Source organism: Rugamonas apoptosis, assembly GCF_014042355.1.
Lineage (GTDB): Bacteria > Pseudomonadota > Gammaproteobacteria > Burkholderiales > Burkholderiaceae_D > Rugamonas > Rugamonas apoptosis.
On the sequence record NZ_JACEZU010000008.1, the window covers coordinates 89808 to 105965 of the forward strand.

Here is a 16158-nt window from a genome sequence, read left to right on the forward strand (position 1 = left end):
ATCTCCTGTAGTGGATGCGGTTAGTCGGCAAATACGTGCAGCAATGCCTCTTCCGGTGCCGGATAGGGGCTGCTGCGGCCGAAGGCATAGGCCGCTTCGACGCGCGCGCTGACGCGCTGTTTCAGCGCCTGGTCGGCGCCGTCGTCCAGCAAGCCGGCGCCGCGCAGCTGGGCGCCCAGCCGGACAATGGGGTCGTCCTTGCGCAAGTTGCTCGCCTCGTCCTTGGCGCGGTAGGTTTCGGGGTCGCCCTGGAAGTGGCCAAAGTAGCGGTCGGTCTGCACCTCGATCAGGCTTGGGCCCTCGCCCCGGCGCGCGCGGGCAATGGCCGTACCCGCCGCCTCGTAGACGGCGACCGCATCGTTGCGCTCCACCAGCACGCCCGGCATGTCGTAGGCGGCCGCCCGCACCGCGTTCGACGCCACCGCGGTCGACACCGACTTCTCCACCGAGATGCCGTATTTGTTGTCCTCGCAGATGAACACCACGGGCAGCTTCCACACGGCGGCCAGATTGAGCGATTCATGGAAGGCGCCCTGGTTGGCCGCGCCCTCGCCGAAGAAGGCGATGGCGACCCAGTCCTTGCCCAGCTTGCGCGCGGCCAGGGCGGCGCCGCAGGCCTGGGGCGCGCTGGCGCCGACAATGCCGCTGCAGGAGAACTTGGTGGGCGGATGGAACAGGTGCATGTGGCCGCCCTTGCCCCGGCCCAGGCCCGTGGCCTTGCCGAACAGTTCAGCCGTCATGGCGTCCAGCGGCACCCCCTTGGCGATGGCGAAATGGTGGGAACGGTGGGCGCCCACCACGCTGTCGTCGTCGCTCAGGTGGGCGCACACGCCCACGGCGACCGGCTCCTGGCCGGCGGCCAGGTGCATTTCGCCGGGCACGGGGCCGGCGCCGATATCGAAGGCCAAGCCCTTCTGGATCTTGGGCGGCAATTTGCCTTCCAGATATACCTTGGACATCGTCTCTTCGTATTCACGAATCTCGATCATCTTTTCGTACATCCACAATAAATGCTGCGATGTCGGTTTCATAAGTGCAGGTCTCCTTCAAGAATTTTTGGTGGTACGGCGCGTCGCCAGCGTTGTGCATGCGGCTGACTCGGCTTACAGGCATTCAGCAAAATCAATGCCAAGCTGCCGACGCCCCGCGCGGCGGAGGCGGCCATGGGCGGCCAAGCCGCGCCGGCACTGGCGATACGGCGTGCACGGGCCCTCGGCCGCAGCCGCGGCGACATCCTGTCCCGCGCCGCCAGGGCCGGCCCGGGGCGACGAAACGGCGCCATCTGTCGCAAGGGGCCGGGGTGGCGTGCGACACCTGTCGCCGCTGGGCGCGCCCCTGCCACGCCCCTGCCCGGCGCCGCCCAGAGAGCCATGCCCATCCAGCACATCCCTTTTTGCTAGTGGCACCAATTTTGCTGAGAGCTTGCTGGCCGTCACCGCCGCAAGCGCTCGCCACGCGACCGCGCCGGCGGGCCGGCCCAGCTCCGCAGCCCATGCTCGGAACATCAAAAAAAACTCAAGGAGATGTCGTGAAAAAAGGAATCAGCAGCAGCACCGCAGTCAAGCAGAAGGCACTGACCGCGTTGGTCTGTGCCGCCATCGCGGGCCAGGCAAGCGCGACCGTGGAATTCGAAACACCGGCCGGCTGGAAGTTCGGCACGGACGGCTGGATCATCCTGCAGGCGCACAAGCAGAACGGCGACACGAAGGACACCACCGGCTTTCGCATCACCTCGGGCACCACGCCCAGCCTGATCGCATTCAACGTCGCCGCGCCCGCCGTCGACGGCGTGACCTTCAGCAGCCGCGTGGGCCTGTACATCAACGCCCAGTCGGGCCAGGGCAACTTCCGCAATGCCGGCAATGTCGGCAACACGGGCGCCCAGGCGCTGGACCCGCGCGAGATCTGGGGCAAGTCCTCGGCCAGCTGGGGCGAAGTCATCTTCGGCAAGGCCTACAGCATCTACCAGGGCGAGGCCGTGCTGGCCGACGCCTCGGTGCTGGCCGGCGGCCTGACCGGCTACGACAACGTCAACACCACCAACGCGCTGGCGGCCACCTTCAACGCCGGCTACCTGTACACCAACTTCAACGCCGGCGTGCGCTACAACTCGCCCCAAAGCGCGCCGCTGACCGTTTCCGTCGGCATCTACGATCCCAGCCAGATCCGCAACGTGTTCGTCGGCAGCGGCGCCGACCAGACCACCTCCCCGCGCGTCGAGGCCGGCGTCTACTTCAAGCCGCGCATGGGCGAAGCCAAGGTCAAGCTGTACGCGGACGCTACCTACCAGAGCGCCCAGGACTGCAAGACGGCCGCCGGCACGCCGTGCGCCAGCGACCGCGTGCAGACCTCCGGTGTGTCCGCCGGCACCACGATCGACATGGGCCCAGTCAACTTCCACCTGTCCGGCTTCAGCGCCAAAGGTCTGGGCTCGCTGCTGATGCAGGACCTGGACGCGCTCGATGCCGACGGCCGCGAGCGCAAGAGCCGCGGCCTGTTCACCCAGCTCGTGTACCACCCGACGGCCGCACTGTCGCTGCGCTACAGCTATGGCCGCACCACGATCGACGATACGGCCGTCACGCCCGGCCACGTGGCCCGCTCCAACATTGTCGGCGCCTACTACGCCGTCAACCAGTACCTGACCACGTACGGCGAACTGGCCAATTCCAGGTTCAGCCGCAATCCCGTGTTCAACACCAGGACCGACACCAACTACGCGACCGTGGGCGCGCGCTTCATGTGGTGACCGGCACCGGGCCCCAAGCACCAGACCAACAAGAGCAAGCATTCCCCCATTTCTGGAGAAGACAGATGAACCATCCCCTGCGCAAGTCCCTGCATCCCGCGACCCTGTGGCCTGTGGCCGCCGTCGCCATCATCGCCGCCGCCACCCTCAGCGCGCCGTCGCCGGCCGGCGCCGTGGCCCATGCGATCGCCGGCCCCGGCGACGCCGATCCGGACAACTGGACCCAATACCACCGCACCTCGAACGCCTGGCGCTACTCGCCGCTGGAACAGATCAACAAGGCCAACGTCAAGAAGCTCAGGACGGCATGGATACACCAGCCGGGCGACATCACGGCCGGCCTGATCTCGACGCCGCTGGTCAAGGATGGCGTGATGTACTACGTGGCGCCAAACAATAACGTGTTCGCCCTCAACGCCGCCACCGGCGAGCGGCTGTGGGCTTACCAGCCCAAGCTCGATCCCGTCTCGTCCCAGAGTTTTTACGCCACGCTGAGCCGCAGCCTGACCATGGGGCACGGCAATATCTACCTGGGCACCATGGACGGCCGCTTCGTCGCCATCAACGAAAAGACGGGCAAGGAAGTGTGGTCGACCCAGTTGACCGACCTCAAGAAGTGCTTCGGCTGCCTGTTCTCCTCGTCCCCCATCCTGGCCGGCGATGTGCTGATCGGCGGTTCCACCGGCGGCGACCAGCCGCAGCGGGGCAAGATCTACGCCGTCAACGCCATCACCGGCGAGAAGATGTGGACCTTCGACACCATCCGCAACGATCCGAAGAGCTGGCCGGGCGATACGGGCGAAGTGGCGGGCGGCGGCGCCTGGCTGCCGGGCACCTACGACGCGGCCTCCGACACCGTCTTCATCGGCACCAGCAACGCCGCGCCCGATTTCTACGGCGATGGCCGCAAGGGCGACAACCTGTACACGGCCACCCTGCTGGCCCTAGAGCCCAAGACCGGCAAGCTGAAATGGCATCGCCAGGAAATCCCCCATGACACGTTCGACTACGACTCGGCCTACGAGGCGCTGATCCTCAAGAAGGACGGCAAGGACGTCATCGTCCACCTCAACAAGAGCGGCTTCGTCTTCGTGATGGACAAGGCCGACGGCACACTCGAGAATGTGTGGCCGCTGAGCCAGACCTACAACTTCGTCAAGACCATCGATCCCAAGACGGGCGAACTGATCGGCCGCAAGGAGCTCCCGGCAGGCAAGGAGAGCGTGTTGTGTCCTTACTTGCTGGGCACCCGCAGCTGGAATCCGGGCGCCTACAATCCGAAGACGGGCCTGTGGTACACCAACGCGATGGAAGTATGCGAAGTCGTGGTGCCGGGCAAGCAGGAAACCAAGGGCATGGGCATCGCCTCGCTCTACCTCGGCGTGGACAAGCTGGAAGCGGTCGCCCCGCCCGGCCAACCGGCCGAAGGACGGCTGGACGCGCGCGATCCGCTGACCGGCAAGCTGAAATGGAGCGTCAAATATCCGATACCGGGCCTGGGCGGCGTGCTGACGACGGCCGGCGGCCTGGTCTTCAACGGCGATCCGGCCGGCTACGTCCATGCCTACGATGCCGACAGCGGCGCCGAACTGTGGAAGTTCCAGACCGGCTCAGGCATCCGCGCGGGCATCATCAGCTACGCCGTCAACGGCAAGCAGTATATCGCCGTGCCTAGCGGCTGGGGTTCCCTGGCGCCCGGCTTCATGGCCAGTGCCTTCCCCAAGATCAAGGACCTGACCGGCGGCGCCGCCATGGTCGTGTTTGCATTGGACTAAACCCCATGGCGGGCGGCGCCCTGCCCGCCCGCCATCTTCCCAATCGCCCAATCAACGATGACATTCAACAGGAGTTTCCTCATGCGCAGCATCCTTACCAGCCGTCATGGCAGCCTGATTCCGCTGTTGTTCGCCAGCACCATGGCGTGCGGCCCGGCCCTGGCCGACAACCCGTCGCGGCCGGACCTGGACAATCCCGCCACCATTGCGGCCGGCGCCAAACGTTTCAACCAGAATTGCGTCTACTGCCACGGCAACGCCGGCTCCGGCGGCAAAGGCGCCGCCCTGCAGGGCCGCCACGACCTGACGCCCGAATACCTGTTCCAGACCATCAGCAACGGCAAGCAGCGCGGCAGCCTGCTCATGCCGGCGTGGAGAGAAGCTTTTTCCGAGCAGGAGATATGGGAACTGGGCAGCTACATCCTGTCGCTGCGCGACGTCGGTCCGAAAAAATGAGCTCGCCGCGATCGCTGCGTGGGCACGCGCTGTCCGCCGTGATGGTCACACCTGAACGGCTGGGCCGCCTGTTGGTCCACGTGTGGCTGCTGGGCGCGTGCATTTTGTGCGCAAACACGGCCGCCGCCCGCCCGCTCGACGAGATGATGGCATCCCACCGCTTTTCCGTCTGCGCGGCCGACAACGCGTTGCCGTATTCGAGCAGGGACGGCGCCATGCCCGGCTTTTATCTCGACCTGGCGCACGCAATCGCGCAAGCGCTGGGGCTGGAACTGCACGTGGACTGGATCGCGTCCAGCGAGCAGATCAGGTTCACGTCGTGCGATGCCGTGATGGCGGTCCCCGCATCGGACGACGGCGTGGCCAGCGACAGCGGCGACATCAACAAGCTGAGGCCGCGGCTACTGACGATGCCGTACATGGCGGTGTCCACGCTGCTGGTATTGCCCGGCCAGCCGGCCGACGGCGTATCGCTGGCAGCCCTGCGACGCAGCCGCGTCGCCGTGCCCAGCGGATCGGTCGCGCACCAGGTGCTCAATGAGGCCGGCGTGCCGGTCTGGGTACGCTTTCGCAACGACGTGGAAATTCTCGATGCGGTGAAAAACGGCCAAGCCGATGCTGGCGTCGTCTCTCAAATCGGGTTCGGCTGGTACCGGAAAAACAATCCGGAGACGACGCTGGCGGGTATCGACAACGTCCTGGACGCGCCCGGGCTGCGCTTCAAAGTCGCCATCGCCCTGCGACGCACCAACCTGGCTACTGTCCACAGGATAGACACGATCATGCGTCAGTTGCGCCACGACGGCACCATTGCGACAATTTTGCAAAAGTATGGCATCACATTTTTGCCACGCGATGCCGCGCCGGATCAGGACGTGAGCGGCGGGTCCGAAGCGCGGCGTCCCACAAAAGTTGACGTTGCAGGAAGGCCACCACAGCCCTGAGTTCCATCCGGCGCGCGATGCGCTCGCTGGCCTGAATCATGTGGGCCTTGTCGTCGGCAAGACGCGCTGCCCCCGGATAGTGCTTTTGGATATAGTTGCTGGCTTCGCCCAGGATCTCCAGGTTGCGGATCGCCGCATCCTGAACCAGTTCATTTTGCAAAAAAGGCGACTTCGTCCAAATCTTCGGTGTAGCGCGTGATGCGTTCGATCGCCTGCAACATGTACGCCAGGTAATCGATCAGACGCTGCTTATCCTTGCTCATACCGACACAGCTGCTGCGAGAACCGTGGCCCTGAATTTCTCTGGCAAAGCTTTCGGGGTAACCACATCGACTGGCACGCCTAACAGCTCTAAAAGCTCGTGGCGGATGGCGCCTATATCGAACAGCGTGGTTTCCGGCGTCGAATCGATAAGCAAATCCAAGTCGCTATCTTCCGTATCGCATCCTCGGAGCACCGAGCCGAACACCCCGGGATTACAGGCGCGATGTCCCTCGACGATTCTGCGGATCGCTTTGCGGTGTGCTGCAAATGCGGTAGAAGGCTTCATTTGACCTCGAGCGGATGGTTCGGTAAGCATCCCGAAGATTGCACCATCGTGATGCAAGGCCCTCCTGGCTCAATAGGGTACCTGCCATTACGGACGAAGGATAGATCAGGACAGAATGTCCTTTTCCCTGATAGCGCGGGGCCGGCCCGGAAGGACTCCTGAGCGCCCGTGGTGGCAAACCGGCGGCATCTGCGCATCGCTGGAAATCAGTCAACGCGCACGGCGCATTTTGCGCATTTTACGAGTCCCGTGTGGCCAATCGTCCAACCGCACGCCCTCGCCACAACCGCCGCCCTCTTGGCCCACTCATCCATCGGATCATTGGCGACTTCTTCGAATTCAAAGAACGCGCGGCAGTCATGGGACTCGCACACGAGCATGAATTCACAGAACAGCATTTCTTCGAGCAGGTCATTCATCATTGCATGGTCTTCTAAACGTGGAACTACCCTGTCCGGGAGTTCGTGGTGAATCGCGCTGATGTCGAACAGCGTGGCCCTAGGTCATACCAGAAAAATAATGGCCCCGATTTCGAGGCCATTATTCAATTACAAACCGCAACGACAGTTAATATCCTGTCACTTCCACTCCATAACGACACCAGATTTTATTTATTTAAAATCAACAACTTACAGCCAACAATATAAATCGCGTGACTTCTGTGCAGATTGGTAAGCCATTCCATTTATGATGTGTGCAACGACATCAATAACTTATGCCAGCAAACTTACACAGTGCGCAACTGTAACAGCACTTCATTTCAGTTTCACAAACCAGCAAATAAAGTCCATCCCTGCCCTAATGCTCCCCTTGAATTTTTCGTTGCGCGTATTTTCAGCGCCGATCAAGTAGAAAACCTTTTGGCTATGCACCTGTTGAGTTGGATTTTCCATGCTTCCGGCAGCCCTAAACCATCTATTCACTTTCCCTTAGACATAGCTTTATAGTGCTCTGGGAATCCTGTTTCATCGAAAACGATTTTAAAAGCCTCCTTGAACTTGGCATAGTCAAACTCTTTGTGATCAAAAAGGTTTTGTCCGACAGAATGAGACTCACGGTTCATGAAGCGATAGAACGCCTGATGCTTAGCCTCCTTTAGTTTTGGTTGTTGGTAAACATTGGCTAATGGCATTTTTCTTACAAAGCTAAAGAAGTATTCAATGACATTTCTCATACAATTTGCGATCAAGGCTGGATGCTGGCCTTCGTCCATAATAACATTCCAGTAGGCCTGATAGTCATTTTGGACTTCCTCATACTTCATATCAACAATCTTACTACCCAACGAATTTTTCGTAATGCGCATCAGTTTTTGTCTCTCGTGCCGCCGTTCCTCTTTGATTTCCGTAAGCTCATAGAAGAAATAAAGGCTATGAGTAAGAATGATGACATGCTCGAATTTATCAGAGTTACTAAATTCTGCCTTAATTAGCTCACCTATGTTAAATATGTAAATATGGGATAGACTGGAGATAGGATCATCAATAACAACAATTTTTTTATCACCAATTTGCGTTGGAGATTTTTTCCCCTTACACAACTCCACAAAATACAGGAAGCTAATTACGGTTTTTTCACCTTCGCTCAATGAAAGAAAGTCTTCGCCAACGACACCATTTCTTGAAACTTTGTAGCGATTTTCTCCTGATTTAATAATTTTAAAAGAATCAATACCTAAATCAACCAACCGGCTATTAATGGTGTCGACAGCCTCATCAATATTTACAGTTTTTCTTTGCAATTCGGCAAGATCGGTTCTCATTTTCGTCTTGTCAGATTGGAACTTCGTCTTCTTTGTCTGCTCTTCCGTGCGCTCCTTCTTGCGCGCTTCTGCATGATTGTTATAAGTTTCAATGGCCGAGTTGTATTCCCAACGGCATATTTTCCAGAATTCGTCTTTAATGTCCGCTAGCGCCGTATCCTTGCTCTCAATCTTCGCATTGTGTACTTCTATAGATTTATTGACTGCATCTATTACCAGATTTAGCGCGGCAATAACATCTTTAGATAGCGTGAGTGTCACCGGCAATGAAGGGGCTTTAATCTTGCGCTCAATCGCTTCTACATTTGCCTTCCATATCGCCTTCAGTTGCCCATGCAGCGCGTCGATTTCCAGCTTCCGCTCAATATAAAAAGGGTTTTCCTGATGATTATCAAAGATTGCTTGGCTTTCGACAAAGGTGCGATACCTCGCCAACAATCCTTTCAGTGAAGTCATTGAAGACTCGAAGGTCGCGTCAAAATAATTTTTAATGGTAGCAGCGACAGCAGATGAAATCGTTTTAGCTTGACAGAAAGGGCAAGTTTCATCGCCTTCTGATTGTAAGGTATCAATGAATGGGATACCCTCACTAACCCAATCCGCACTGCCAAGTTTCTTGATTAGATTAGCAACGGGACTATCTTGATTCCCAATGATCGGTTGTCCAAGGATCGTATCACTCTCAGCGTCAACGCCAACCACCATCAATTTCGGTAATTTTGGATAGGACTTTGCTTGATCACCTTGCAAAGCCTCAACTTCCTTACGCAAAACCTCGATGGTTTTCGTCGGGGGCTCACTTGGAGCTGGCAGCGCCGCAACATGGTCAAAAAGCCCTCCTTTAGCTTTCATTAAACCCTTAAGGCAATACTCAAGAACTCTATCGCCACCTGAATATTTTGTCTTAATTTTCCAAGTTTCTTCCTCGGCCGTGCTCCGTTTTTCCAACAACTCTGCGTCTTTTTTTGATATAGCCGCATCAAGCGTCTTTTGCTCAGTGTCGAGTTCACTAAGAGCTTTTGTTTTTGTTTCTATTTCCTGTTCGATTTCCTTGTTCACCTTTGACAAAGTGAATATTCCGCTCAATTTGTCAATTTCGTAGAAATTATCTCGAACAAACTTGTTGTTATAAACATAGACATGAGCATCGGAAAATCCCTCATTGCTGCATGCATGAAATTTATTATCGGCAGGATCGTACAGGTAGTTCGATAGAGTGCTTTTCCCTGTGCCGTTAAGCCCATAGACTAAAGTCACTTTTTTGTCTGATTGCAAGATCGCTGGGGTCGAATAGCTTGCAACGCCGTTCATGGTAACTTTAAATGCCACAATGCCTCCACCTTAAGCCGTGTATGTAGGAATAGTCCTACCTGATCGTACACTTTTCCATCAGGAAAAATCTATCGAATAACCACGCCGGTGAAAAATTGCATGACTAAAGCCGAATTGGGGAGCGCCTGAAGGGTACTATCCGGCGGTATTGCAGTAGCGATGCACCGTAGCTCAGTCAATGTTGAACTGGCGTGCAAGCTCGCTGCGGTTCTCGTTTGCATTGAAACGGCGCCGTAGCTCTGCTTGCTGCTCGGCGGATAGTTTTGGTTTTCGCCCTTGGTACTTACCCTCGGTGCGCGCCCGTGCAATTCCCTTGATCTGGCGTTCTTTCCTGATGCTGTGCTCAAACTCAGCGAAAGCGGCAAACATCGTCAGCGCCAGCTTGCCCGCAGGCGTATCCGTATCGAAGCCCTGCTTGAGGATCACCAAGCGTATCCCGCGCTCCGTAAGCAAGTTGATTTGCGTCAGCAGATCAACAGTGCTGCGGCCAAGCCGATCAAGCGCATACACAACCAGAGTGTCGCCGTCGCCTCTTATGAATAAAGGCTTGATCGTAAATGGCAAGTTCGTTGTCCTTAAAAGTCTTCTTCTTGGTAGCCATATTGAACCCTGAAAATTAATGATGTGCAGTAGCTACGACTGTGCGTAACTTTTTGCGTAACATTAATTTCAGAGTTCAATAAAATCAAAGACATATAAGTGTGGCGTGAAACGTTTATGTAACTTTAATTTACTTTAAAATCAAACACTTAACAACGAATGTTTACTCCCATTCAATGGTCGCCGGCGGCTTGCCGCTGATGTCGTACACCACCCGGTTAATGCCCCGCACTTCATTGATGATGCGGTTCGACACCTTGCCCAGCAGTGCGTGCGGCAGGTGCGCCCAGTGCGCCGTCATGAAGTCCTGGGTTTGCACGGCGCGCAGCGCCACCACGTATTCGTAGGTGCGGCCGTCGCCCATCACGCCCACCGATTTCACGGGCAGGAACACGGCGAACGCCTGGCTGGTCGCTTCGTACCAGTTCTTCGGCAACTGCTCTTCGTCCACGGCCTGGCCGGTCACGAACTCGTACGGCGTGTTGCGCAGTTCTTCGATGAAGATGGCGTCGGCGCGGCGCAGCAGGTCGGCGTATTCCTTCTTCACTTCGCCGAGGATACGCACGCCCAGGCCCGGGCCTGGGAACGGATGACGGTACACCATGTCATGCGGCAGGCCCAGGGCCACGCCCAGCTTGCGCACTTCGTCCTTGAACAGTTCGCGCAGCGGTTCCAGCAACTGCAGCTTCATGGTGTCCGGCAGGCCGCCCACGTTGTGGTGGCTCTTGATGGTCTGGCCTTTCTTGCCCTTGCCGGCCGATTCGATCACGTCCGGATAGATGGTGCCTTGCGCCAGCCACTTGGCGCTGGTCAGCTTGCCCGATTCAACCTGGAACACTTCCACGAACTCGCGGCCGATGATCTTGCGCTTTTGCTCGGGATCGGTCACGCCGGCCAGGTGGCCCATGAACTGGGCTTCGGCGTCGATGCGGATCACTTTCACGCCCAGGTTCTTGGCGAACATATCCATCACCATCTTGCCTTCATCCAGGCGCAGCAGGCCGTGGTCGACGAACACGCAGGTCAGCTGGTCGCCGATGGCGCGGTGGATCAGCGCGGCGGCCACGGACGAATCGACGCCACCCGACAGGCCCAGGATCACTTCATCCTTGCCCACCTGGGCGCGGATTTTTTCAACCGCTTCGCTGATGTAGTCGGGCATGTTCCAGTCCGACTTGCAGCCGCAGATTTCGTGCACGAAGCGGCCCAGCATGGCCTTGCCCTGCACCGTGTGCGTCACTTCCGGGTGCCACTGCACGCCGTAGAAATGCTTTTCCTCATTGGCCATGGCGGCGATCGGGCAGCTTGGGGTGTTGCCCATCAGGACGAAGCCGGGCGGCATTTCCAGCACCTTGTCACCGTGGCTCATCCACACTTTCAGCATGCCGTGGCCTTCGTCGGTGACGAAGTCATTGATGCCGTCGAGCAGCTTGGTGTGGCTGCGGGCGCGCACTTCGGCGTAACCGAATTCACGCACCAGGCCGTTCTCGACCTTGCCGCCCAGTTGGGCCGCCATGGTCTGCATGCCGTAGCAGATGCCCAGCACTGGCACGCCCAGTTCGAACACGGCTTGCGGCGCGCGCGGGGCGTCGCCTTCCAGCGTGGAGCTGTGGCTGCCCGACAGGATCACGCCGGAAGCGCCGTAGTTGCGCACGAATTCGTCGCTGACGTCGAACGGATACACTTCCGAGAACACGCCGGAATCGCGCACGCGGCGCGCGATCAGCTGGGTAACCTGGGAGCCGAAATCGAGGATGAGGATTTTTGAATGCATGGAAGATAGGGGCTTCTAAATGATGAAATCGGTGCAGCTGGGCGGCCTCTGCACAACGGCGGGCCGTGTAATGAAAACGCCGGCGGCAACTAGCCGCCGGCGTCGCAAGGCTTAGTCGCCGGAACGGTAGTTCGGCGCTTCCTTGGTGATTTGCACGTCGTGTACGTGCGATTCGCGCATGCCGGCCGAGGTGATCTCGACGAATTCGGCTTTATTGCGCAGTTCTTCGATGGTGGAGCAACCGCAGTAGCCCATCGACTGGCGCACGCCGCCCACCAGCTGGAAGATGATGGCCAGTACGCTGCCCTTGTAGGCCACGCGGCCTTCGATGCCTTCTGGGACGAACTTGTCCTGCTTCATGGCCGCGTCCTGGAAGTAGCGGTCGGCCGAGCCGTCCGACATCGCGCCCAGCGAACCCATGCCGCGGTAGGACTTGTAGCTGCGGCCCTGGTACAGGATCACTTCGCCCGGCGCTTCTTCCGTACCGGCGAACATGGAACCCATCATCACGGTCGACGCGCCGGCCGCCAGGGCCTTGGAGATGTCGCCCGAGAAGCGGATGCCGCCGTCGGCGATGCAAGGCACGCCCGTGCCTTCCAGCGCTTCAGCCACGTTGGAGATGGCGGTGATCTGGGGCACGCCCACGCCAGCCACGATACGGGTGGTGCAGATCGAGCCAGGGCCGATGCCGACCTTGACGGCGTCCGCGCCGTATTCCACCAGCGCCTTGGCGGCGGCGGCGGTGGCGATGTTACCGCCAATCACGTCCACATGCGGGAAGCGGGTCTTGATCCATTTCACGCGGTCCAGGATGCCTTGCGAGTGGCCGTGGGCGGTGTCGACCACCAGCACGTCCACGCCGGCCGCGACCAGCAGCTCGATGCGCTCTTCATCCTTGGCGCCCACGCCAACGGCGGCGCCCACCAGCAGCTTGCCCTGGGAATCTTTCGATGCCAGCGGGTGCTCGGTCGACTTCTGGATGTCCTTGACGGTGATCAGGCCCTTCAGTTCGAAGGCGTCGTTCACCACCAGCACGCGCTCCAGGCGGTGCTTGTTCATCAGGCGCTTGGCTTCGGCCGTGTCGGCGTCTTCCTTGACGTAGACCAGCTTTTCGCGCGGCGTCATCTTGGCGCGCGCTTCGGCGTCCAGTTCCTGTTCAAAGCGCAGGTCGCGGTTGGTGATGATGCCCACCACTTCCTTGCCGGACACGACAGGAAAACCGGAAATGCCATACTGTTCGGTCAGCTTGATGACGTCGCGGATCTTCATCTCGGGCGGGATGGTGATCGGGTCGCGCAGCACGCCGGCTTCGAAACGCTTGACGCGCGCCACTTCGCGGGCCTGGTCCTTCGGCTTCAAATTCTTGTGGATGATACCGATGCCACCCTCTTGTGCCATGGCGATGGCCAGACGGGCTTCGGTCACGGTATCCATCGCAGCCGACAGCAGCGGGATGTTCAGGCTGATGTTGCGGGTCAGGCGGGTTTTGAGGGACGTATCGGCAGGCAGGACGTTCGAGTACGCTGGGACGAGCAGCACGTCATCGAATGTGAGTGCTTTTTGAAGTAGACGCATAGCATTTCCTATTGGCGCAAAAGCAGATTATACAGAATTTTGCCTACGCCGTCCTTGCGCCTCGGAAAAAAATCCGTCACACCTTTTGCCGTTCGATTGACAGTTGCCGTAAATCATGGCGAAATCTCCTCCAGCGGCGCCTTCGCCCTGCCCTGGAAAGCTTCACCATGAAACACCTGCCCTCCCCGTTGCGCGTGGCGCTGGCCGCCGCGCTGCTGGCCATCTCGACCCAGGCGCTGGCGCAATACCTGTGGATAGACGAAAAAGGCGTCAAACAATTGTCCGACCGGCCGCCGCCGCCCCACATCCCGGAAAAAAATATCCTGAAGGCCCCCGGCAAGCCGCTGTTCAACCCGAACGCGCCCGCGCCGGACGAGCAGGCGGCCGACGCGGGCGAACCCAAGGCCAAGGCGCCGCCCACGCTGAGCGAGCGCAACGCCGACTACAACAAGCGCAAGGCGGAGGCGGCCCAGGCGGCCCAAAAGAGCGCCGAGGAAGGCAAGCGCAAGGCGGCCGAGCAGTCCAATTGCGAGTCGGCCCGCAACAACCAGCGCGCGCTGGACGAGGGCATGCGCATGACCACTTACGACAAGGATGGCCAGCGCGTTGTCATGGGCGATGCGGAACGGGCCGAGCTGGCGAAAAAGACCCAGCAGGCGCTGGGCAACTGCCACTGAACGGCTGGCCGCATCGCCAAAACTTCCCCGTCCCGGTCCCGCCTGCCGTAAGATAGCGCGATCAATATTGACCGATAGACACGGATGAGCAAGACAGTTTCCCCCAAAAGCCGCGCCAGCGGCCGCGTCACGCTGGCGGCCGTGGCCGAACGGGCCGGCGTGGCCAGCATGACGGCCTCGCGCGCCATCAGCCAGCCGGACATGGTGTCGGCGGCGCTGCGCGAGCGGGTCCAGCAAGCCGTGGAGGAACTCGGTTATGTGCCCAACCGCGCCGCGCGGGCGCTGGCCTCGGCGCACTCCAAGGTGATCGTGGTGCTGGTGCCGTCGCTGTCGAACGCCGTGTTCACGGCCGTGCTGGCCGGCATCCAGGATGCGCTGGACGCGGACGATTACCAGATCCTGATCGGTAACACCCGCTATTCCGACGCCGAGGAGGAAAAGCTGCTCGGCATCTACCTGCAATCGAACCCGGACGGCATCCTGCTGTCCGGCCTCAGCCACAGCCCACGGGTGGAGCGCATGCTGGCCGCCTCGCGCGTGCCCATCGTGTCGATGATGGACTTGTCCGACGACCCCGCCCAATTGACGGTGGGCTTTTCCCAGTTCCAGGCCGGCCACGCAATGACGCGCTACCTGATCGACAAGGGCCACAAACGGATAGGCTTCATCGGCGCGCAATTGGACGAGCGCACGCTGAAGCGGGCCGACGGCTATCGCCAGGCCATGCGCGAGGCGGAACTGGCCGATCCGAAGCTGGAACTGATGGTGCCCGATCCGTCCACCATCGCGCTGGGCGCGGAGCTGCTGGGCCGCATGCTGGCGCAATCGCCCGACTGCGACGCCATCTTCTGCTGCAACGACGACCTGGCCCACGGCGCCATCTACCAATGCCAGCGGCGCGGTATCGCCGTGCCCCGGCAACTGGCCATCTGCGGCTTCAACGATTTACCCGCGTCGGCCTGGATGAATCCTTCCGTGACCACGGTCGGCACGCCCCGCTACCGCATCGGCCACGAGGCGGCGACCTTGCTGCGCAGCGTGATCCGGGGCGAAGCGCCCGCCACGCCCCACCTCGACCTGGGCTTCACGCTGATGGCGCGCGAAAGCGCTTGAGCCAACGCGGCACCGTTCAAACGGCCTACAACTCACACACCGCACCGCTCAAACACACCGCTGTTCAAACGCCCCACCGTTGTCCAGACGCCACAACCGGCGTCTAGCCCATTTCGACCCGGTTTCACTCTTGCGCCGCCTGCGGCGTGAACACGGTCAGCCACCCGGTCAGCCCCGCTTGCTGCGCCGCAGCATCGATTCAGCTTTACAAATCAGCGCCATAGGCTAGACTTCCATTCCAATGTTAGCGCTAACATTTTATTGAAACAAAACCCCAAGAACCAAGCAAGCACACCAACCATATGAGCCATACCAACCTACCAGTATGCTGGGTCGTCATGGGCGTCAGCGGCTGCGGCAAGAGCGAGATCGGGCAACGGCTGGCGACGGCGCTGGACCTGCCCTTCCTCGAAGGCGACAGCTTCCACTCCGCCGCCAACGTCGCCAAGATGGCGGCCGGCATTCCACTGACCGACGACGACCGCGCCGGCTGGCTGCACACGCTGCAGGAGCGGATCCGGCAAGCGACCGCACAAGGCCGCGGCCTGGTGCTGTCGTGCTCCGCGCTCAAGCGGCGCTACCGCGACCTGCTCCGCGCCGGCAATCCCGCGCTGCGCTTCGCCCACCTGTCCGGGCCGCGCGGCGTGATCGCCGCACGCATGGCGGCGCGCGTGGACCACTACATGCCGCCCTCCCTGCTCGACAGCCAGCTGCGCGACCTGGAGCCGCTGCAGCCGGACGAAGCGGGCGTGCAGCTGGACCTGAACCAGCCGCCCCAACAACTGGTCGACACCATCCTGGAAAACCAGGGCGCACGCGCATAACGGCGCGCCCACCATCACAACCGGAGA

Annotated in this window: 15 protein-coding genes; 7 read left to right on the forward strand and 8 right to left on the reverse strand. The window is 59.9% G+C overall.

Annotated features, from left to right (window positions below; genetic code table 11):
- Nucleotides 1-20 precede the first annotated feature (20 nt).
- The gene (locus tag H3H39_RS16720) at nucleotides 21-1031 is read right to left on the reverse strand and encodes a thiamine pyrophosphate-dependent dehydrogenase E1 component subunit alpha (RefSeq protein WP_182154574.1); all 1011 of its coding nucleotides are present in this window, start codon (nucleotides 1029-1031) and stop codon (nucleotides 21-23) included.
- A gap of 497 nt (nucleotides 1032-1528) precedes the next feature.
- Here H3H39_RS16720 and H3H39_RS16725 point away from each other — a divergent pair, with 497 nt between their 5' ends.
- The 4 genes from H3H39_RS16725 to H3H39_RS16740 all read left to right on the forward strand — a co-directional run bounded on the left by H3H39_RS16725 (nucleotide 1529) and on the right by H3H39_RS16740 (nucleotide 5924).
- Nucleotides 1529-2749, forward strand: a complete 1221-nt coding sequence (locus H3H39_RS16725) for a porin family protein (RefSeq protein WP_182154575.1) — start codon at nucleotides 1529-1531, stop codon at nucleotides 2747-2749.
- A gap of 65 nt (nucleotides 2750-2814) precedes the next feature.
- Nucleotides 2815-4524, forward strand: coding sequence for a pyrroloquinoline quinone-dependent dehydrogenase (locus H3H39_RS16730; protein ID WP_182154577.1), 1710 nt, complete (start codon nucleotides 2815-2817; stop codon nucleotides 4522-4524).
- Between the two features lie 81 nt (nucleotides 4525-4605).
- Complete coding sequence (locus tag H3H39_RS16735; protein ID WP_182154579.1) at nucleotides 4606-4980, forward strand: c-type cytochrome; 375 nt, start codon at nucleotides 4606-4608, stop codon at nucleotides 4978-4980.
- Entirely contained in the window at nucleotides 4977-5924 is a 948-nt protein-coding gene (locus H3H39_RS16740) for a substrate-binding periplasmic protein (protein ID WP_182154581.1), read from the forward strand. Before H3H39_RS16735 ends, H3H39_RS16740 begins: the two co-directional genes overlap by 4 nt.
- On the opposite strand, the gene H3H39_RS28525 is transcribed toward H3H39_RS16740, so the two are convergent.
- The 7 genes from H3H39_RS28525 to guaB all read right to left on the reverse strand — a co-directional run bounded on the left by H3H39_RS28525 (nucleotide 5818) and on the right by guaB (nucleotide 13517).
- Nucleotides 5818-6084 carry a ribonuclease HepT family protein gene (locus H3H39_RS28525; protein WP_375540440.1) on the reverse strand — a complete coding sequence of 89 codons (267 nt, stop codon included), beginning with the start codon at nucleotides 6082-6084 and terminating at the stop codon, nucleotides 5818-5820. The two genes, H3H39_RS16740 and H3H39_RS28525, sit on opposite strands and share 107 nt — an antisense overlap.
- A gap of 99 nt (nucleotides 6085-6183) precedes the next feature.
- Nucleotides 6184-6474, reverse strand: coding sequence for a nucleotidyltransferase family protein (locus H3H39_RS16745; protein WP_182154583.1), 291 nt, complete (start codon nucleotides 6472-6474; stop codon nucleotides 6184-6186).
- A 206-nt stretch (nucleotides 6475-6680) separates the two neighbouring features.
- Nucleotides 6681-6896 (reverse strand): hypothetical protein, encoded by a 216-nt coding sequence (locus tag H3H39_RS16750; protein WP_182154585.1) that lies wholly within the window; start codon nucleotides 6894-6896, stop codon nucleotides 6681-6683.
- Between the two features lie 497 nt (nucleotides 6897-7393).
- A complete protein-coding gene (locus H3H39_RS16755; RefSeq protein ID WP_182154587.1) occupies nucleotides 7394-9565 on the reverse strand; it encodes an AAA family ATPase in 2172 nt (723 codons plus the stop codon).
- 174 nt (nucleotides 9566-9739) lie between these two features.
- The gene (locus H3H39_RS16760; protein ID WP_182154589.1) at nucleotides 9740-10132 is read right to left on the reverse strand and encodes a recombinase family protein; all 393 of its coding nucleotides are present in this window, start codon (nucleotides 10130-10132) and stop codon (nucleotides 9740-9742) included.
- Nucleotides 10133-10331: 199 nt separating this feature from the next.
- Nucleotides 10332-11942 carry a glutamine-hydrolyzing GMP synthase gene (guaA, locus tag H3H39_RS16765; protein ID WP_182154591.1) on the reverse strand — a complete coding sequence of 537 codons (1611 nt, stop codon included), beginning with the start codon at nucleotides 11940-11942 and terminating at the stop codon, nucleotides 10332-10334.
- Nucleotides 11943-12053: 111 nt separating this feature from the next.
- The gene (gene guaB / locus H3H39_RS16770) at nucleotides 12054-13517 is read right to left on the reverse strand and encodes an IMP dehydrogenase (RefSeq protein ID WP_182154593.1); all 1464 of its coding nucleotides are present in this window, start codon (nucleotides 13515-13517) and stop codon (nucleotides 12054-12056) included.
- Nucleotides 13518-13684: 167 nt separating this feature from the next.
- Between guaB and H3H39_RS16775 the strand changes: the two genes are divergently transcribed.
- The 3 genes from H3H39_RS16775 (at nucleotide 13685) to H3H39_RS16785 (ending at nucleotide 16131) form a co-directional block, all read left to right on the forward strand.
- A complete protein-coding gene (locus H3H39_RS16775) occupies nucleotides 13685-14194 on the forward strand; it encodes a DUF4124 domain-containing protein (protein ID WP_182154595.1) in 510 nt (169 codons plus the stop codon).
- A gap of 84 nt (nucleotides 14195-14278) precedes the next feature.
- The gene (gntR, locus tag H3H39_RS16780; protein ID WP_182154597.1) at nucleotides 14279-15307 is read left to right on the forward strand and encodes an HTH-type transcriptional regulator GntR; all 1029 of its coding nucleotides are present in this window, start codon (nucleotides 14279-14281) and stop codon (nucleotides 15305-15307) included.
- 302 nt (nucleotides 15308-15609) lie between these two features.
- On the forward strand, nucleotides 15610-16131 hold the full coding sequence (locus H3H39_RS16785) for a gluconokinase (protein ID WP_229218104.1): 522 nt from the start codon (nucleotides 15610-15612) through the stop codon (nucleotides 16129-16131).
- The last annotated feature ends 27 nt before the right edge of the window (nucleotides 16132-16158 follow it).

Excerpts from the sequence above, each read along its gene's own strand:
- H3H39_RS16775 (WP_182154595.1), top strand. The coding sequence starts at position 13,685 with ATGAAACACCTGCCCTCCCCGTTGCGCGTGGCGCTGGCCGCCGCGCTG.
- H3H39_RS16735 (WP_182154579.1), top strand. The coding sequence starts at position 4,606 with ATGCGCAGCATCCTTACCAGCCGTCATGGCAGCCTGATTCCGCTGTTG.
- H3H39_RS16750 (WP_182154585.1), bottom strand. The coding sequence starts at position 6,896 with ATGATGAATGACCTGCTCGAAGAAATGCTGTTCTGTGAATTCATGCTC.
- H3H39_RS16740 (WP_182154581.1), top strand. The coding sequence starts at position 4,977 with ATGAGCTCGCCGCGATCGCTGCGTGGGCACGCGCTGTCCGCCGTGATG.
- gntR (WP_182154597.1), top strand. The coding sequence starts at position 14,279 with ATGAGCAAGACAGTTTCCCCCAAAAGCCGCGCCAGCGGCCGCGTCACG.
- H3H39_RS16785 (WP_229218104.1), top strand. The coding sequence starts at position 15,610 with ATGAGCCATACCAACCTACCAGTATGCTGGGTCGTCATGGGCGTCAGC.
- guaB (WP_182154593.1), bottom strand. The coding sequence starts at position 13,517 with ATGCGTCTACTTCAAAAAGCACTCACATTCGATGACGTGCTGCTCGTC.
- guaA (WP_182154591.1), bottom strand. The coding sequence starts at position 11,942 with ATGCATTCAAAAATCCTCATCCTCGATTTCGGCTCCCAGGTTACCCAG.
- H3H39_RS16730 (WP_182154577.1), top strand. The coding sequence starts at position 2,815 with ATGAACCATCCCCTGCGCAAGTCCCTGCATCCCGCGACCCTGTGGCCT.
- H3H39_RS16720 (WP_182154574.1), bottom strand. The coding sequence starts at position 1,031 with ATGAAACCGACATCGCAGCATTTATTGTGGATGTACGAAAAGATGATC.
- H3H39_RS16745 (WP_182154583.1), bottom strand. The coding sequence starts at position 6,474 with ATGAAGCCTTCTACCGCATTTGCAGCACACCGCAAAGCGATCCGCAGA.